The 17,539-nt window shown below is 41.5% G+C and carries 17 protein-coding genes; 5 read left to right on the top strand and 12 right to left on the bottom strand.

Going from position 1 to position 17,539, the window contains the following annotated elements; translation table 11 throughout:
- The first annotated feature begins 122 nt into the window (after positions 1–122).
- Complete coding sequence (gene plsY, locus EII37_RS01325) at positions 123–764, top strand: glycerol-3-phosphate 1-O-acyltransferase PlsY (protein ID WP_124787336.1); 642 nt, start codon at positions 123–125, stop codon at positions 762–764.
- 37 nt (positions 765–801) lie between these two features.
- Here the strand turns inward: plsY and EII37_RS01320 are convergent, their stop codons facing one another.
- The 8 genes from EII37_RS01320 to EII37_RS01285 all read right to left on the bottom strand — a co-directional run bounded on the left by EII37_RS01320 (position 802) and on the right by EII37_RS01285 (position 8,555).
- Positions 802–1,758: an ABC transporter permease gene (locus EII37_RS01320; protein WP_124787335.1), complete on the bottom strand. Its 957-nt coding sequence runs from the start codon at positions 1,756–1,758 to the stop codon at positions 802–804.
- A gap of 2 nt (positions 1,759–1,760) precedes the next feature.
- A complete protein-coding gene (locus tag EII37_RS01315) occupies positions 1,761–2,819 on the bottom strand; it encodes an ABC transporter permease (protein WP_124787334.1) in 1,059 nt (352 codons plus the stop codon).
- Positions 2,812–4,347, bottom strand: coding sequence for an ABC transporter ATP-binding protein (locus EII37_RS01310; protein ID WP_124787333.1), 1,536 nt, complete (start codon positions 4,345–4,347; stop codon positions 2,812–2,814). The genes EII37_RS01315 and EII37_RS01310 overlap by 8 nt, the downstream gene beginning before the upstream one ends.
- A gap of 143 nt (positions 4,348–4,490) precedes the next feature.
- Complete coding sequence (locus EII37_RS01305) at positions 4,491–5,543, bottom strand: BMP family protein (protein ID WP_124787332.1); 1,053 nt, start codon at positions 5,541–5,543, stop codon at positions 4,491–4,493.
- A gap of 89 nt (positions 5,544–5,632) precedes the next feature.
- Positions 5,633–6,022: a cytidine deaminase gene (locus tag EII37_RS01300; protein WP_124787331.1), complete on the bottom strand. Its 390-nt coding sequence runs from the start codon at positions 6,020–6,022 to the stop codon at positions 5,633–5,635.
- Positions 6,009–6,671 carry a deoxyribose-phosphate aldolase gene (deoC, locus tag EII37_RS01295; RefSeq protein ID WP_124787330.1) on the bottom strand — a complete coding sequence of 221 codons (663 nt, stop codon included), beginning with the start codon at positions 6,669–6,671 and terminating at the stop codon, positions 6,009–6,011. Before deoC ends, EII37_RS01300 begins: the two co-directional genes overlap by 14 nt.
- Before the next feature lie 19 nt (positions 6,672–6,690).
- Positions 6,691–7,968, bottom strand: a complete 1,278-nt coding sequence (locus tag EII37_RS01290) for a pyrimidine-nucleoside phosphorylase (RefSeq protein ID WP_124787329.1) — start codon at positions 7,966–7,968, stop codon at positions 6,691–6,693.
- A complete protein-coding gene (locus EII37_RS01285) occupies positions 7,965–8,555 on the bottom strand; it encodes a class I SAM-dependent methyltransferase (protein WP_124787328.1) in 591 nt (196 codons plus the stop codon). Before EII37_RS01285 ends, EII37_RS01290 begins: the two co-directional genes overlap by 4 nt.
- 172 nt (positions 8,556–8,727) lie before the next feature.
- On the opposite strand from EII37_RS01285, the gene coaA reads away from it, so the two are divergent.
- The 3 genes from coaA (at position 8,728) to EII37_RS01270 (ending at position 10,538) form a co-directional block, all read left to right on the top strand.
- Entirely contained in the window at positions 8,728–9,648 is a 921-nt protein-coding gene (gene coaA / locus EII37_RS01280) for a type I pantothenate kinase (RefSeq protein ID WP_124787327.1), read from the top strand.
- 67 nt (positions 9,649–9,715) lie between these two features.
- Entirely contained in the window at positions 9,716–9,952 is a 237-nt protein-coding gene (gene rpsT, locus EII37_RS01275) for a 30S ribosomal protein S20 (RefSeq protein WP_001274000.1), read from the top strand.
- Between the two features lie 52 nt (positions 9,953–10,004).
- Positions 10,005–10,538 carry a DNA topology modulation protein gene (locus tag EII37_RS01270; RefSeq protein ID WP_124787326.1) on the top strand — a complete coding sequence of 178 codons (534 nt, stop codon included), beginning with the start codon at positions 10,005–10,007 and terminating at the stop codon, positions 10,536–10,538.
- A 16-nt stretch (positions 10,539–10,554) separates the two neighbouring features.
- Here the strand turns inward: EII37_RS01270 and metG are convergent, their stop codons facing one another.
- From metG to EII37_RS01250, 4 genes are all read right to left on the bottom strand, one after another.
- Positions 10,555–12,552 (bottom strand): methionine--tRNA ligase, encoded by a 1,998-nt coding sequence (gene metG, locus EII37_RS01265; protein ID WP_124787325.1) that lies wholly within the window; start codon positions 12,550–12,552, stop codon positions 10,555–10,557.
- A gap of 123 nt (positions 12,553–12,675) precedes the next feature.
- A complete protein-coding gene (locus EII37_RS01260) occupies positions 12,676–13,935 on the bottom strand; it encodes an ABC transporter permease (RefSeq protein ID WP_124787324.1) in 1,260 nt (419 codons plus the stop codon).
- A gap of 1 nt (position 13,936) precedes the next feature.
- Positions 13,937–14,638 carry an ABC transporter ATP-binding protein gene (locus tag EII37_RS01255; protein WP_000811471.1) on the bottom strand — a complete coding sequence of 234 codons (702 nt, stop codon included), beginning with the start codon at positions 14,636–14,638 and terminating at the stop codon, positions 13,937–13,939.
- Positions 14,622–15,830 carry an efflux RND transporter periplasmic adaptor subunit gene (locus EII37_RS01250; RefSeq protein WP_185695936.1) on the bottom strand — a complete coding sequence of 403 codons (1,209 nt, stop codon included), beginning with the start codon at positions 15,828–15,830 and terminating at the stop codon, positions 14,622–14,624. Before EII37_RS01250 ends, EII37_RS01255 begins: the two co-directional genes overlap by 17 nt.
- A 289-nt stretch (positions 15,831–16,119) precedes the next feature.
- On the opposite strand from EII37_RS01250, the gene gor reads away from it, so the two are divergent.
- On the top strand, positions 16,120–17,466 hold the full coding sequence (gor, locus tag EII37_RS01245; RefSeq protein WP_124787322.1) for a glutathione-disulfide reductase: 1,347 nt from the start codon (positions 16,120–16,122) through the stop codon (positions 17,464–17,466).
- The last annotated feature ends 73 nt before the right edge of the window (positions 17,467–17,539 follow it).

The following is a 17,539-nucleotide window of genomic DNA, read 5'->3' as shown; positions in this document are numbered from 1 at the left end:
TTCGTTCATCTTTACTATTCTACAGGTTTTCCAAGGATTTTGCAAAATTTTTCTTTCTCCGCTGTGACAATTTCAGAAGAGATTCTCTGCCTTTCTTCTCCATTTCATGATATAATAGGAGTATGATTACAATAGTTTTATTAATCCTAGCCTATCTGCTGGGTTCAATTCCGTCTGGTCTCTGGATTGGACAAGTATTCTTTCAAATCAATCTGCGAGAGCATGGTTCTGGTAACACAGGAACAACCAATACCTTCCGCATTTTAGGTAAGAAAGCAGGTATGGCGACCTTTGTGATTGACTTTTTCAAAGGAACTCTAGCAACGCTTCTTCCGATTATTTTTCATCTACAAGGCGTTTCGCCCCTCATCTTTGGACTTTTGGCTGTTATTGGTCATACCTTCCCTATCTTTGCAGGATTTAAGGGAGGCAAGGCTGTCGCAACCAGTGCGGGAGTGATTTTCGGATTTGCGCCTGTCTTCTGTCTCTACCTAGCAGTTGTTTTCTTTGGAACCCTCTATCTTGGTAGTATGATTTCACTGTCTAGTGTCACAGCATCTGTCGCGGCTGTCATCGGAGTTCTACTCTTTCCACTTTTTGGTTTTATCCTGAGCAACTATGATCCTCTATTCATCACTATTATCCTAGCACTGGCTAGTTTGATTATCATTCGTCATAAGGACAACATCGCTCGTATCAAAAATAAAGCTGAAAATCTTGTCCCTTGGGGATTGAACCTAACCAACCAACATCCTAAAAAATAAAACGCCAGTTCATTCTGAACTGACGTTTTTTGTATGCTTATTTTGATTTGATATAGTTAATACCATCTGCTTTTGGTGCAACTGCTTTTCCAAAGAAGGCTGCCAAGACAAGAATTGTCAAAACATAAGGTGCGATTTGAAGATAAACCGCAGGCACTCCTTGTAGGAATGGCAATTGAGAGCCGATAACAGCCAAACTTTGTGAAAGTCCAAAGAAGAGACTAGATAGCATGGCTCCGATTGGATTCCATTTTCCGAAGATCATTGCAGCAAGGGCGATAAACCCAGGTCCAACAATAGTTGTCACTGAGAAGTTAACTGAGATGGATTGAGCATAAATCGCTCCGCCAATTCCACCTAGGAAACCGGAAATAATAACCCCTAAATATCTCATTTTATATACATTGATTCCCAACGTGTCCGCTGCTTGAGGATGTTCACCAACAGAGCGGAGACGAAGACCAAAGCGCGTTTTGAAGAGAATAAACCAAGCAAGGAACGAGAAGGCAATCGCGATATAACCTAGCAAACTAGTTGACTTGAAGAAGATATCACCAATCACTGGGATATTTGCCAAGACTGGGAAATCAAAGCGTCCAAAAGTCTGACTTAGGTTGTCGGTTTGTCCTTTGTTATAAAGAACTTTAACCAAGAAAACAGCCAAGGCAGGTGCCATCAAGTTCAATACCGTACCGCTGACAACATGGTCTGCACGGAAATGAACCGTCGCTGCTGCGTGGATAATAGAGAAGAGGCCACCAACCAATCCTGCAACTATCAAAGATAGCCATGGAGTTGCTGCTCCAAACTGTTCTGCAAATTCAAGGTTAAAGACAACTCCAGAAAAGGCACCCATAACCATAATTCCTTCAAGCCCGACGTTTACGACACCACCACGTTCAGAGAAAACGCCACCGATACTTGTAAAGATGAGGGGAGCTGAGTAAATCAGCATAGAAGACACCAAGAGGGTGAGCAAGGTTGTAATAGACATCTTTACTTACCTCCTTTAACTTGTTTTTTCGATTTGACAAAGCGTTCGATAAGATAATGAACACTGACAAAGAAGATAATAGAAGCTGTTACAATGCTGACAAGCTCAGACGGTACCTGCGCCGCATTCATACCAGGGGCTCCAACTTGGAGAACACCAAATAGGAAGGCTGCAAAGAGAATACCAATTGGTGAATTTGCCGCAAGCAGACTAACCGCCATCCCGTTAAATCCAACAGCCAATGACGCCCCTTGAACATAGACGTTCTGGAAGGTTCCAAGTCCTTCAACAGCACCACCAAGACCAGCCAAGGCACCTGATATAATCATTGATAGGATAATAGTCCGTTTGGCAGAAATACCAGCGTATTCTGATGCATGTGGATTAAGACCAACTGCACGAATTTCAAAACCAAGAGTTGTTTTCTTGAGCAAGAACCAAATAACTGCAACGGCAATGATGGCAAAGAAAATACCGATATTCATCCGCGAATTACCAGTCAACTCAGCTAACCAAGGTGTCTGGTAGGTTGCATTAGCCCCAACACGAATGGTCGAATCTGTACTTTGCATAAAGTCTTTAGGGAAGGCATGGATAAAGGCATTTCCTACATACAAGACGATGTAGTTCATCATGATAGTTACGATAACCTCTGACGTCCCTAGATAGGCTCTAAGAATACCCGGAATCGCTCCTACAATCCCACCAGCAATCAAGGCAATCACGATAGTCGCTAGAATCATCAAAGGACGTGGCATATCTGGATGCGACAAGGCAAACCAACCACTGAGAATCCAACCTGCCAAAGCCTGACCAGGAAGCCCAACGTTAAAGAAACCGGCGCGACTGGCAACAGCAAAACCAAGACCAATCAGGATTAGAGGCCCCATAGCACGGAAGATTTCACCAATCCCACGCAGACTACCAAAGGCTGTATAGAACAATTCTTCGTAGCCCCAAATAGCATCATAACCGAAGATCCACATGACAATGGCTCCGAGTAAAATTCCTAGGAATACAGAAATCAAGGGAACCGAAATTTGTTGTAATTTTTTAGACATCACTCTTCTCCTTTCCCAAGTTTCCACCAGCCATCAAGACACCAAGCTCTTGTTTATTGGTTGTTTCTGGTGATACAATACCTTGAATCTTACCATCATGGATAACAGCAATACGGTCTGAGACGTTTAAAATCTCATCCAATTCAAAGCTGACAACAAGGACAGCCTTACCATTATCACGCTCTTCAATCAAGCGTTTGTGGATATATTCAATAGCACCGACATCCAACCCACGAGTTGGCTGGCTGACGATAAGGAGATCAGGATCTCGATCAATTTCACGAGCAATAATTGCTTTTTGTTGATTTCCTCCTGAAAGTGCAGCTGCTGGAACAAACTCACTAGCAGCACGAACATCAAACTCTTCCATTAACTTTTTAGCATAAGAAGTAATATTTGAATAGTTCAAAATTCCATTTTTACTATGTGGTTCTTTGTAGTAGGTTTGAAGGGCAATATTTTCAGAAATCATCATTTCCAAAATCAAACCATCACGGTGACGGTCTTCTGGAACGTGCCCCACACTCAACTCTGTAATCTGACGTGGGTGCAAGCCTACAATTGAATCTCCTTTTAGCTCAATGCTTCCAGATTCAACCTTGCGAAGACCTGTGATGGCTTGAATCAGTTCAGACTGACCATTTCCATCAATCCCCGCAATACCAACAATCTCTCCAGCACGAACATCCAAGGACAGATTTTTCACAGCTGGGACACCGCGGTTTTCATTGACCACCAAGTCTTTAATAGACAAGACAACTTCTTTTGGTTGAGAGACTTGCTTCTCTGTTTTAAAGGAAACAGAACGACCTACCATCATTTCTGCCAAATCAGCATTGGTAGCCCCTGCAATTTCGACGGTTTCAATTGATTTCCCACGACGGATAACTGTAACGCGGTCAGAAACTGCGCGAATCTCATCCAACTTGTGGGTGATCAAGATAATTGATTTTCCTTCTTTGACAAGATTTTTCATAATAGCCATCAACTCATCAATTTCTGATGGAGTCAAAACCGCCGTTGGTTCGTCAAAGATAAGGATATCAGCCCCTCGATAAAGGGTTTTTAAAATTTCTACACGTTGTTGGGCTCCAACTGAGATATCTGCTACCTTGGCAGAAGGGTCAACAGCTAAGCCATAACGTTCAGAAAGAGCCTTGATTTCTTTGCTAGCTCCAGCGATATCTAGCACACCATTTTTAGTCAATTCACTACCTAAAATGATGTTTTCAGCCACTGTGAAGGCTTCTACCAACATAAAGTGCTGGTGAACCATTCCGATTCCCAAGCTAGCTGCTTTAGATGGTGAGTCGAGGTTGACAACTTGACCGTTGACCACAATTTCACCACTGGTTGGTTCAAGAAGCCCTGCTAACATATTCATGAGCGTGGACTTTCCAGCCCCATTTTCTCCTAAAAGTGCATGAATTTCACCTTTTCGTAGGTTCAGGTTGATTTTGTCGTTGGCAACAAATTCACCAAACACCTTGGTAATATCACACATCTCAATGACATTTTCGTGTGCCATGTGCTCTTCCTTTCAGAGTCTTATTTTATTTCAATAAAACTTGCTAATTTGTCTAGTAGCAAGCTTTACTGAGACAAAATGACTTTGTCTCAACTCTTAAAAAAGCGGCCGAGGGCCGCTTCCTAAGAAATGACTTCCATCCATTATTTTTCAGGAACTTTTACGCTTCCATCAAGGATTTTAGCTTTAGCATCTTCGACAGCTTTTTTACCTTCTTCTGAAAGGTTTGTTACTGCCAAGTCAACCCCTTTATCTTTCAATGAGTAAACGATCACTTGACCGCCAGGGAATTCACCTTTTTCTGCCTTGTTAGAGATATCTTTTACAGTTGTACCAACTTGTTTCAAAGTAGATACAAGAACGAAGTTTGATTCTTTGCCATCTTTAGAAGTGTACTTACCTTCTGCTACTTGGTCACGGTCAACACCGATAACCCAAACTTTTTCACTTTCAGAACGGCTTTCATTGAGTGATTTTGCTTCTGCAAAGACACCAGCACCTGTTCCACCTGCTGCTTGATAAACAACGTCTGCACCAGCTGCGTATTGTGCTGCTGCAATTGTTTTACCTTTAGCAGCATCACCAAATGAACCAGCATAGTCAACTTGTACTTTGATAGATGGATCTACTGACTCAACACCAGCCTTAAATCCAGCAGCGAAACGTGAGATAACTTCAGACTCAATACCACCTACAAAACCAACTTGTTTTGTTTTAGTTGTTTTAGCCGCTGCAACACCCGCAAGGTAAGCAGCTTCGTTATCAGCAAATGTTACGCTAGCAACATTCTTTTGATCTTTAATTACATCATCAATCAAGACATAGTTGATGTCAGAGTGGTCTTTTGCTGCTTCTTCAACCGCATTGTGAAGGGCAAAACCAACACCGAAGATTAGGTTGTAGCTTCCAGCAGCTTGTTGCAAGTTGTTAGCATAGTCAGCTTCACTTGTTGATTGGAAGTAAGTGAAACCTTTATCTTTTGAAAGATTGTGTTCTTTACCCCAGTCTTGCAAACCTTCCCAAGCTGATTGGTTGAATGATTTGTCATCAACACCACCAGTATCAGTGACGATTGCTGCTTTTGTCTTCACATCAGAAGATGAAGCTGCGTTACGAGAAGAGCGGTTACCACATGCAGCAAGTCCAACTGCTGCCACTGCAACTAGACCAAGGCCTAGCCATTGTTTCTTGTTCATTACTGAACCTCCTAAATAAGATGTGCAACGATGTTGCAAGTATGGATTGGTTGGTCACAAGGACCGTGCCACTCAGAGAGCGACTCAGACTAGTTTAAGTCCGTAAAAGAGTATGGAAGTAATTCCCCGACCGTCATCTCGACCGTCGATTTATCTTTTGCGACTAAAGTCACTTTTAGATCTTGTTCAAAAAATTCAGCCATCACTTGGCGACAAGCACCACATGGTGAAATTGGTTTTTCAGTCTGACCATAGACAATCAATTCTGAAAACTCTCTTTGTCCTTCGGACACTGCTTTAAAAATCGCTGTACGTTCTCCACAGTTGGTCAAAGAATAACTAGCATTCTCGATATTGACACCAGTATAAATACTACCATCTTTCGCCACTAGAACAGCTCCAACTGGAAAGTGAGAATAGGGCACATAGGCATTCTTACTGCTTTCAATTGCTAGTTCAATCAACTCAGTAGTCACCATCTGCCAGTTCTCCTTTTAAAATGGCTACCCCAGCTGACGTTCCGATACGGGTCGCCCCTGCTTCCACAAAGGAAAGAGCATCTGCATAAGAACGAGCTCCACCAGCAGCCTTGACTCCCATATCAGGTCCAACAGTTTCACGCATTAATGTAACATCTTCTACCGTAGCACCACCAGTTGAAAAGCCAGTTGAAGTTTTTACGAAGTCAGCTCCCGCTTTTTGGGACAATTGGCAAGCCAAAACTTTTTCTTGGTCTGTCAGAAGGCAAGCTTCAATAATGACTTTCACTAACTTGTCACCACTTGCTTCTACTACTGCGCGAATATCTGACTCAACTAAGGCTAAATTACCTGATTTGAGAGCTCCAACATTGATCACCATATCAATCTCATCTGCACCATTTTGGATAACTTCTTTTGTTTCAAATGCTTTCACAGCTGAAGTTGTTGCTCCCAAAGGGAAACCTACTACTGTGCAGACCTTGACATCTGTGCCTTCAAGCCCTTTTTTAGCATGTTCAACCCAGGTTGGATTAACGCAAACACTGGCAAAATCATACTCTCTAGCCTCAGACAACAAACAATCAATTTGATTTTCTGTTGTATCTTGTTTTAAAAGCGTATGATCGATATATTTATTTAATTTCATATTCGGATTCTCCTGCGGTTTATGAGATTATTTCTATAATTTCTCGTAAACTTTGCACGCTATCATTTATTTTAACATATTTTTGAAAATCTGTAACTAGCTGAGGAGAAATTTTTCCATTTGTGTATACTTTTGCAACAATTTCTCCCTTTTGAACGGAATCTCCAACTTTCTTTTCAAAAACAATTCCTGTTTCATAGTCCAAGGCATCAGACTTAACTGCACGGCCTGCCCCCAGTCTCATAGCATAAAGCCCAAATTCCATAGCTGGAAGAGCTGAAATGACACCCGTTTCCTGAGCAGGGATTTCCACCACATGGGCAACATTTACAGGACGATAGAGGTCTTCCAAGTCTCCACCTTGGGCTTGGACCATCTCCTCAAACTTATCCAGTGCCTTACCATTCTCAAGATGTTGGCGAACTTCTTCAACTGTCTTGTTAACATTTGCCAGGCCAAGCATAATTTGAGCCAATTCGCAGATAAAGTGGGTAATATCCTGACGGCCTTGATCTTGTAAAATCTCCAATGCCTCAAGGATTTCAAGGCGATTTCCAATCGCTCGTCCCAAGGGCTGACTCATATCCGTAATGACTGCTACCGTTTTTCTACCAACTGCCTTACCAAGTTCCACCATGGTTTGAGCCAATTCACGTGCCTCATCAACCGTCTTCATGAAGGCACCCTCACCGACAGTCACATCTAGCAAAATAGCATCCGCCCCTGCCGCAATTTTCTTGCTCATCACCGAACTCGCAATCAAAGGAATCGTGTCGACAGTTGCAGTCACATCACGAAGGGCGTAGAGAAGCTTATCCGCTTTGACCAGCTGGTCTGATTGCCCAATGACAGATACACCAATATCCTGAACCTGATGAATGAAATCCTCTTGACTACGCTCTACTTGATAGCCCTTAATGGACTCCAATTTATCAATTGTCCCACCAGTATGGCCGAGACCACGACCACTCATTTTCGCGACTGGAACTCCAAAACTCGCTACTAAAGGAGCTAAAATCAAGGTTACCTTATCACCAACACCACCCGTAGAATGCTTGTCAACCTTAACCCCATCAATAGCAGATAAATCAAACTCTTGCCCTGTCTGAACCATTTTCATGGTCAAATCAGATATTTCTCGAGTCGTCATTCCTTTAAAATAAACAGCCATAGCAAAAGCAGACATCTGATAATCAGGAACAGTTCCTGACACATAGCCTTCAACTAACCATTCAATTTCACTCGAAGTTAATTCTTGACCATCTCGTTTCTTTTGGATTAAATCAACTGCTCTCATTCTTTCACACTTCTAAGGATATAGTATCCCTTATCTTTTTTGACGATTTCACAATTGCCAAACACATCTTCCATCTTAGACTTAGCACTTGGAGCCCCTTGTTTCTTCTGGATAACGATTGTTAAATCTCCACCAGTTTCCAAAAAATCTTTACTTTTCTCAATAATTTCATGAACCACTTGCTTGCCCGCACGGATAGGAGGATTAGAAATGACATGGTCAAATTTCCCTTTAACTTGTTCATAGATGTTAGACTGGAAAATCGTCGTTTCTACTTTATTTCGTTCAGCATTTTGTCGTGCCAAATCCAAGGCACGATTGTTGATGTCGACCATGGTCGCCTGAACTCCATAAGCCTTAGCTAAGGACAAGCCCAAAGGTCCGTAACCACAGCCTACATCAAGGACAGTTTCTCCTTGGTTGACCTCAAGACACTTGAGCAAGAATTGACTTCCAAAATCAATCATTTTCTTGCTAAAAACACCCGCATCCGTTAAAAAGGTCATTTTTTGTCCCAACAATTCTACTCGCAACTCATGAATATCGTGAGTAGCGTCAGGATTTTCTGCATAATACATTTTACTCATGAAACTATTTTACCATAATTTAACGAAATATTAAATCGTTTCCAAGTAATTTGACAATACGATCTAGTTTGTCATTATTTTTCTAATCGAAAGAAACTTTTTCTATCAGATACTAGATGTTTTTAATCCCAAAATATGCTATACTAAGATATCGAATCAGAAAGACAAACTTATGACCAACGAATTTTTACATTTTGAAAAAATCAGCCGCCAGACTTGGCAATCGTTACATCGAAAAACAACACCTCCTTTGACAGAAGAGGAATTAGAATCCATCAAGAGTTTTAATGACCAGATTAGCTTGCAGGATGTTACCGATGTCTATCTTCCTCTAGCCCATCTCATCCAGATTTACAAGCGTACCAAGGATGATTTGGCCTTTTCAAAAGGGATTTTCCTTCAACGTGAAAGCAAATCTCAGCCTTTTATCATTGGGGTTTCTGGGAGTGTTGCCGTTGGAAAATCCACAACCAGTCGCCTACTTCAAATCCTACTGTCCCGTACGCTTACAGATGCTAGGGTTGAGTTGGTAACGACTGACGGCTTTCTCTATCCCAACCAGACCTTGATTGAACAAGGGATTCTAAATCGTAAGGGATTTCCTGAAAGCTATGATATGGAAGCCCTTCTCAACTTCTTGGACCGCATCAAAAATGGACAAGATGTAGATATTCCTGTCTATTCTCATGAAGTCTACGACATCGTCCCTGAGGAAAAGCAAAGCGTCAAAGCTGCTGATTTTGTCATTGTTGAGGGAATAAATGTCTTTCAAAATCCACAAAACGAGCGTCTCTACATTACTGACTTCTTTGACTTTTCCATCTATGTTGATGCTGCAGTAGATGACATCGAGAGTTGGTATCTAGACCGTTTCTTGAAAATGCTGAGCCTGGCCCAAAACGACCCTGATAGCTACTATTATCGTTTTACACAAATGCCGATTGGGGAAGTGGAATCTTTTGCCCATCAGGTCTGGACCAGTATCAATCTCACAAATCTACAAAATTATATTGAACCAACTAGAAATCGTGCTGAAGTGATTCTTCATAAAACAAAGAACCATGAAATCGATGAAATTTACTTAAAAAAATAATTTTCCCTTGTCAAAACGTAAGTTTTCAGATATAATGGTATAGTTAGTAAATATGGAGGTAAGAACATTGGCAAACATTAAATCAGCTATCAAACGCGCTGAATTGAACGTTAAACAAAACGAAAAGAACTCAGCTCAAAAATCAGCTATGCGTACTGCTATCAAAGCTTTCGAAGCAAACCCATCTGAAGAACTTTTCCGTGCTGCTAGCTCAGCTATCGATAAAGCAGAAACTAAAGGTTTGATTCACAAAAACAAAGCAAGCCGCGACAAAGCTCGTCTTTCAGCTAAACTTGCTAAATAAGAAACAGTCCATAGAGGCTGTTTTTTTGTCTCCAAATAGGAAAAGGTAGAAAATGAAAATCGCAGTTATCGGATATTCTGGTGCTGGTAAGTCAACTCTAGCAGAAAACTTATCTAACTACTACTCCATTCCAAAACTTCACATGGACACACTCCAATTTCAACCTGGTTGGCAAGACAGCGACCGCGAATGGATGTTGAGCGAGATGAAAAATTTTCTCACCAAGCATGAAGCTTGGGTCATCGATGGTAATTATTCTTGGTGCTATTACGAAGAAAGAATGCAGGAAGCTGATCAAATCATCTTTCTCAATTTTTCACCATGGACTTGTCTATTTCGGGCTTTTAAACGTTATATCAAATACCGAGGCAAGGTTAGAGAAAGTATGGCAGCTGGTTGTCAAGAACAATTTAATTGGAAGTTTATTCGATGGATTCTTTGGGACGGACGGAGCAAATCCGCTAAGGAACGCTACAAGTGGGTTCAAGAAACCTATCCAGATAAAGTTGTCATCCTCAGATCACAAAAGGAGATAGACCACTTCTTAGAAAATCTCGCACATAACAAGAAAAACCAACGTGGATAACGTTGGTCTTTTACTTTTACCCAATCACACTTCCATTTGGTACAGCTGAATCAACTGTGAGAAGGGTTAATTTTCCATCATGTTCAGCTGATAGGATCATACCTTGACTGACATATTTCTTCATCATCTTACGAGGTTTGAGATTGGCAACGATTTGAACTTTCTTGCCGACCAATTCTTGTTCGTTTGGATAGTACTTAGCAATCCCTGAGAGAATTTGACGGTCTTCACCATCACCAGCATCCAAGCGGAATTGAAGCAACTTATCAGAGCCTTCTACTTTAGACACTTCTTTGACTTCTGCGACACGGATTTCGACCTTGTCAAAGTCTTCAAATTTGATTTCTTCCTTGTTTAGTTTGAGTTCAACTTCGTCTGGGTTCCACTCTTTTTCGACTGCTGGTTTGTTACCTTCCATTTGTTCCTTGATATAGGCGATTTCTTCTTCCATATCCAGACGTGGGAAGATTGGTGTTCCTTTGGCAACTACAGTCACATCTTCTGGGAAGTCAGCCAAGCTCAAGTTTTCAAGGCTTGCTACTTCTTCCAAGCCAAGTTGATTCAAGACTGCACGACTGGTTTCCATCATAAATGGCTCAATCAAGTGTGCTACGACACGAAGACTGGCTGCCAAGTGGCTCATAACACTTGCTAATTGGTCACGGAGAGCTTCATCCTTGGCCAAGACCCATGGAGCTGTCTCGTCGATGTATTTGTTGGTACGAGAGATAAGGGTCCAGACCGCTTCAAGCGCACGCGGGTAGTCAACTGCTTCCATGTAGGTGTGGTAGTCGGCGATTGATTCAGCAGCTACTTGAGCAAGAGCATTGTCAAACTCTGTTACACCCTCTACATAGGCAGGGACTTCCCCATCAAAATACTTGTTAATCATAGAAACAGTACGGTTGAGGAGGTTCCCAAGATCATTAGCCAATTCGTAGTTGATACGGCCTACATAGTCTTCAGGAGTGAAGGTTCCGTCTGAACCAACTGGAAGGCTCCGCATGAGGTAGTATCGAAGTGGATCTAGACCATAACGTTCTACCAACATTTCAGGGTAAACGACATTCCCTTTAGATTTAGACATTTTGCCGTCTTTCATGACGAACCAACCGTGAGCAATCAAACGATCTGGCAATTTGATATCTAACATCATAAGAAGGATTGGCCAGTAGATTGAGTGGAATCGAAGGATGTCTTTTCCTACCATGTGGAAGACTGTTCCATTCCAGAACTTGTCAAAGTTACCATGTTCGTCTTGACCGTAACCAAGTGCTGTCGCATAGTTAAGAAGGGCATCAATCCAAACATAGACAACGTGTTTTGGATTAGATGGCACTGGCACACCCCATGTAAAGGTTGTACGAGAAACTGCCAAATCCTCTAAACCTGGCTCGATGAAGTTGCGAAGCATTTCATTCAGACGACCATCTGGAGTGATAAATTCAGGATGGGACTTAAAAAATTCGACCAAACGATCTTGGTATTTGCTAAGGCGAAGGAAGTATGATTCTTCAGATACCCATTCAACCTCGTGACCTGATGGAGCAATACCACCAGTTACATTTCCAGATTCGTCACGGAAAACTTCTGCAAGCTGGCTTTCTGTAAAGAACTCCTCATCTGAGACTGAATACCAACCAGAGTATTCACCCAAATAGATGTCATCTTGAGCAAGCAAGCGCTCAAATACTTGAGCCACCACTTTTTCATGGTAATCATCCGTTGTACGGATAAATTTATCGTATGAGATATCTAGTAATTGCCAGAGTTCTTTAACTCCAACTGCCATTCCATCAACATAGGCTTGTGGTGTAATGCCAGCTTCTTCTGCTTTTTGTTGAATCTTTTGACCATGCTCATCAAGACCTGTCAAATAAAAGACATCGTAGCCCATCAGGCGTTTGTAACGTGCTAGGACATCACATGCGATAGTTGTGTAGGCAGAACCGATATGAAGTTTACCAGATGGATAGTAAATCGGCGTTGTAATATAAAAATTCTTTTCAGACATAATTTTTCCTTTCCAGGCAAATGAAACCTGTTTTTCTAACACTTCATTATATCACATTTTTAAGGATTTTCGATAGGGAAATCTATACAAAAACAAGATAGACAAGTGTCCATCTTGTTGATCTTATTCATAACGAAGGGCTTCAATTGGATCAAGTTTCGATGCCTTGTTAGCTGGCAAGACTCCAAAAATCATACCAACACTAGCCGAAACTGCAAGACTAAATAGGGCAACTGGGATTGATACTCCTACTTCTATACCCGCAATCAAACCTTGTAAAAGTAGGCCAGCTATAGCGGTTAAGCCTGTCGCAATGGTTAGACCAATAACTCCCCCAAGCAAGGTCAAAATCATGGATTCAATCAAAAACTGGATTAAAATATTAGCACGTGTTGCACCCAAGGCCTTACGGAGACCAATCTCACGAGTACGCTCTGTCACCGAAACCAGCATGATGTTCATAACACCAGTCCCGCCAACAAAGAGAGAAATTCCTGCAATGGCACTAATAATCGTCGTCATAAATCCAAAAAGCTGTTGTACTTCTTGGAAGGCTTCCGTCGCATCTGCCACCTGATACTCCCCTTGCTGAAGACCAGCAATCTCGGTCAATTTTCTAGCTAATTCTGGTCCCACTGTTGGTGTCAAACTGGTATCATTGACACGGAAGACAATATTAGAAATTTCATCCATATTGAAGTTATTGGCAAGAGAAATATTAGTTGTAATCGGAAGTCCACCAATACCAAAAGTCTTGGCAGCCTTGGCCTCATCGCTAGTATAGACACCAATGACACGATAACTAAAGCCACCAACATCTATAATCTGGTTAACCGCTTCTTGAGCTGACCCAAACAGACTATTAGCAAGTTCTTTGTCTAGTAAAATGACACTGGCCACATCTTTATAATCCTGAGCTATAAGACTTCGTCCTGCAACAATTTCATTTTCAACTGCCTTCATGTAAGTAATATTTCCACCTGTCAAGCTAGCACGCTCAACTTTTTTATCCTTATAAGACAAGGTGGTATTTGTTGAGTTGGTTACATAGTAACTATCTACCCCCTTCAGTTTGGCCGCCTCCCTGACCCAGGATTCTTGCGGTTTTGGTGGTTCCACAGGAACTTCCTCTTCTTTCCCAGAAACTGTCAAAGCTGATTGTTTTTGGGTAAAAGAACCGTCTTTACTTTTAATGGGTGAGAAAAAGACATGGATATTCTTCTGTGACTTGGTCATATTTTTATTAACCTGACGAGACATGGAATCCCCCAGAGCCATAATCACAACAACTGATGAAACACCAATGATAATCCCAATCATAGTGAGAAAAGAGCGCATCTTGTGGGCCATGATAGATGAAAAGGCAAATTTCAGATTCTGCATCTTAGTTTTCCTCCTTTTCTAGCTGAGCACTATCAGATGAAATAACTCCATCTCGAATAACAATCTGGCGTTTGGCATAAGCAGCGATTTCAGGCTCATGCGTTACCATGATAATGGTTTTTCCTTCTTTATTCAGTTCAACCAATAATTGCATGATTTGGTTACCTGTTTTGGTATCCAAGGCTCCTGTCGGTTCGTCCGCTAGGATAATAGAAGGATTGTTTACTAAGGCACGCGCGATGGCTACACGTTGCTTTTGACCACCAGATAATTCAGAAGGCAAATGGTGACTACGTTCTGTCAATTCAACCTTATCAAGATATTCCTCAGCTAACTTGCGCCGTTTTGAAGCCGAAACTCCTGCATAAATCAAGGGTAATTCTACATTTTGCAGAGCATTAAGTTTGGATAGAAGAAAGAACTGCTGAAAAACAAATCCGATTTGTTGATTGCGAACCTTGGCTAGTTGTTTTTCACCAAGGCCAGCCACTTCTTGGCCTTCAAGATAATATTCTCCACTGGTTGGTGTATCCAACATCCCAATCGTATTCATGAGAGTAGACTTACCAGAACCAGATGGTCCCATAATGGCAACAAACTCACCCTCATTCACTTCTAGATTGATATTTTTGAGTACCTGCAGTTCTTGGTCACCATTACGGTAACTTCTGCAGATATTTTTTAGACTAATTAGTTGCTTCATCAGCCTTCACCTCTTTTCCTTCCTCTAGAGAAGACGTTGGGTTACTGATGACCTTGACTCCATTTGTCAGACCTGAAGTGATTTCTTGGTTGTCTGCATCAGCATTACCCAAACCAACTTCCACTTTCTTGGCCTTTTTCTGCTCGTCAAGTACCCAGACATAGTTCTTATCATTTTCAATCACAACACTTGTTAAAGGGACCAGAATAGCTTTAGTCTTGTTCTTCACCTCAACACTTACAGAAAATCCTTGTTTCAAGTCACCGATTTCACTTGTAACATCAATAGTATATGGATATTTAGAGCCAGAATTACCAGCTGCTGCGGCAGCCGCTGTACTCGCTACTTCGCCGTTGTTTTTAGGGTAGTCAGAGATATAGCTAATTTTACCAGTCCAGCTCTTATCTTGGTAAACTTTAGAAGTAAAGGTTACTTCTTGACCTACAGCTAAGTTGGCAAGATTATATTCAGACAATTCCCCCTTAACTTGCAAGTTTTCATTACTTACGACATGCACTACCACCTGGCTAGCTCCTGTTGGAGATTTTGAAACATTGCGGTTGACTTCGACTACAGTTCCCTCTAGGGTACTGAGAACAGTCGTTGCATCCAACTGACTTTGAGCCTTGCTTAATTGCGCTGCTGCATCTGCACGGGCATCACGAGCATCACCCAGTTGTGCATCAATAGATGAAACTGAATTTCCTGAGACTGGAGCTGGAGCTTGCACTGCAGCACCTTCTCCTCCTGCTGGCGCTGGTAACTGTGGAGCGGGAGCTGAAGCGGCTTCATTTCGTGCTTGATTGAGTTCGTTGATATGACGATCTGCCTTAGCTACTGCTCGACTAGCTGAATCATAGGCAGCCTGGGCTTCTGAACTACTATACTTGACTAAAGCCTGCCCTTCGCTGACCTTATCACCCACAGAAACAAGAATTTCATCTAAATCTCCCTTACTAGCATCAAAATAAACATATTGTTCATTTTTTGCTGTTACTGTCCCTGACAATAAGACAGAAGATGCCACGCTTCCTTCTTTAGCAACAACAAGATGAGTAGCCTCATCTTTTACAGCGGTCTGAGATGGTTGTCTAAAGAGCAAAATCCCCCCAGCCCCCAATACAACTACACTTGCCGCACCAATTGCTGCATATAATTGCCACTTTTTAGCTTTACGATTTTTTTTCATAATGAAACTCCTTTTTTGATTTACAGTCCTTAACAATATTATACAAAAATTACCAATTCGATACAATAACATTTCAGAACGAAATAATGACATTTCAAGATTCAATTATTGTTCGGAAATCATTTTCTATTATTGTACTAGTTATATAATACACTTTATTTTTCTTTTTAGCAAGCATTTTTCTTAATTTTTTTAAACGTAGCAGATTTTTGCAATCAATTCAAAAAAAAGATAGAATATGACTATCAAAAAATGACACTCTACTATTTAAAAGAGTATAAAGGAGTTTTAAATGAGAGAATATGATATCATTGCTATCGGTGGAGGTAGTGGAGGAATTGCTACCATGAACCGTGCTGGTGAACACGGAGCTAAAGCAGCCGTTATTGAGGAAAAGAAATTAGGTGGAACCTGTGTCAATGTCGGTTGTGTTCCTAAAAAAATCATGTGGTACGGAGCGCAAATCGCTGAGACTTTCCATCAATTTGGAGAAGACTACGGCTTTAAGACTACTGATCTTAACTTTGACTTTGCTACTCTACGTCGCAATCGTGAAGCCTATATCGATCGAGCTCGTTCTTCTTATGATGGCAGTTTTAAACGCAACGGAGTAGACTTGATTGAAGGCCATGCTGAATTTGTAGATTCTCATACTGTTAGCGTAAATGGTGAACTGATTCGTGCTAAACATATCGTGATTGCTACTGGTGCCCATCCAAGTATTCCAAACATTCCTGGTGCTGAACTAGGTGGCTCTTCTGATGATGTATTTGCCTGGGAAGAACTTCCAGAGTCAGTTGCAATTCTAGGTGCTGGTTATATCGCCGTTGAATTGGCTGGCGTACTCCACACTTTCGGTGTCAAGACAGACCTCTTTGTTCGTCGCGATCGCCCTTTACGTGGTTTTGATTCTTACATCGTTGAAGGTTTGGTTAAGGAAATGGAAAGAACAAACTTACCACTTCATACTCACAAAGTCCCTGTCAAGTTAGAAAAAACTGCTGAAGGCATTACCATTCATTTTGAAGATGGTACTAGTCACACAGCTAGCCAAGTTATCTGGGCTACAGGTCGACGTCCAAACGTTAAGGGCTTGCAACTTGAAAAAGCTGGAGTAACTCTGAACGAACGTGGCTTTATCCAAGTAGATGAATACCAAAATACTGTTGTTGAGGGAATCTACGCTCTAGGTGATGTAACAGGCGAAAAAGAACTAACTCCAGTTGCTATCAAGGCTGGACGTACTTTGTCTGAACGTCTCTTTAACGGCAAAACAACTGCTAAAATGGACTACTCAACTATTCCAACCGTTGTCTTTTCACACCCTGCTATCGGAACGGTTGGATTGACCGAAGAGCAAGCTATTAAAGAATACGGTCAAGAGCAAATCAAGGTTTACAAATCAAGCTTTACTTCTATGTACTCTGCTTGCACTTGCAACCGTCAAGAAACACGTTTCAAATTGATCACAGCTGGTTCTGAAGAAAAAGTTGTCGGACTTCATGGAATTGGCTATGGTGTTGATGAAATGATTCAAGGATTTGCTGTTGCTATCAAAATGGGAGCAACCAAGGCAGACTTTGATGCAACTGTGGCGATTCACCCAACTGCATCCGAAGAATTTGTAACCATGCGTTAATCGAAACAAAAAAAGCTGATACAAATGTGTCGGCTTCTTTTTTGATATTCACGAATCGATAAAAACAACTTAC

The sequence above is a fragment of the Streptococcus sp. OH4692_COT-348 genome, from assembly GCF_003859975.1.
In the GTDB taxonomy this organism is placed as follows: Bacteria; Bacillota; Bacilli; order Lactobacillales; family Streptococcaceae; genus Streptococcus.
This window is presented reverse-complemented; position numbering and strand designations above follow the sequence as displayed.

Excerpts from the sequence above, each read along its gene's own strand:
- EII37_RS01310 (WP_124787333.1), bottom strand. The coding sequence starts at position 4,347 with ATGGCACACGAAAATGTCATTGAGATGTGTGATATTACCAAGGTGTTT.
- metG (WP_124787325.1), bottom strand. The coding sequence starts at position 12,552 with ATGTCTGAAAAGAATTTTTATATTACAACGCCGATTTACTATCCATCT.
- EII37_RS01320 (WP_124787335.1), bottom strand. The coding sequence starts at position 1,758 with ATGTCTATTACAACCTTGCTCACCCTCTTGGTGTCTTCTATGCTGATT.
- EII37_RS01300 (WP_124787331.1), bottom strand. The coding sequence starts at position 6,022 with ATGGTGACTACTGAGTTGATTGAACTAGCAATTGAAAGCAGTAAGAAT.
- EII37_RS01270 (WP_124787326.1), top strand. The coding sequence starts at position 10,005 with ATGAAAATCGCAGTTATCGGATATTCTGGTGCTGGTAAGTCAACTCTA.
- EII37_RS01315 (WP_124787334.1), bottom strand. The coding sequence starts at position 2,819 with ATGTCTAAAAAATTACAACAAATTTCGGTTCCCTTGATTTCTGTATTC.
- EII37_RS01285 (WP_124787328.1), bottom strand. The coding sequence starts at position 8,555 with ATGAGTAAAATGTATTATGCAGAAAATCCTGACGCTACTCACGATATT.
- EII37_RS01255 (WP_000811471.1), bottom strand. The coding sequence starts at position 14,638 with ATGAAGCAACTAATTAGTCTAAAAAATATCTGCAGAAGTTACCGTAAT.
- deoC (WP_124787330.1), bottom strand. The coding sequence starts at position 6,671 with ATGAAATTAAATAAATATATCGATCATACGCTTTTAAAACAAGATACA.
- gor (WP_124787322.1), top strand. The coding sequence starts at position 16,120 with ATGAGAGAATATGATATCATTGCTATCGGTGGAGGTAGTGGAGGAATT.
- EII37_RS01290 (WP_124787329.1), bottom strand. The coding sequence starts at position 7,968 with ATGAGAGCAGTTGATTTAATCCAAAAGAAACGAGATGGTCAAGAATTA.
- EII37_RS01260 (WP_124787324.1), bottom strand. The coding sequence starts at position 13,935 with ATGCAGAATCTGAAATTTGCCTTTTCATCTATCATGGCCCACAAGATG.
- EII37_RS01305 (WP_124787332.1), bottom strand. The coding sequence starts at position 5,543 with ATGAACAAGAAACAATGGCTAGGCCTTGGTCTAGTTGCAGTGGCAGCA.
- plsY (WP_124787336.1), top strand. The coding sequence starts at position 123 with ATGATTACAATAGTTTTATTAATCCTAGCCTATCTGCTGGGTTCAATT.
- coaA (WP_124787327.1), top strand. The coding sequence starts at position 8,728 with ATGACCAACGAATTTTTACATTTTGAAAAAATCAGCCGCCAGACTTGG.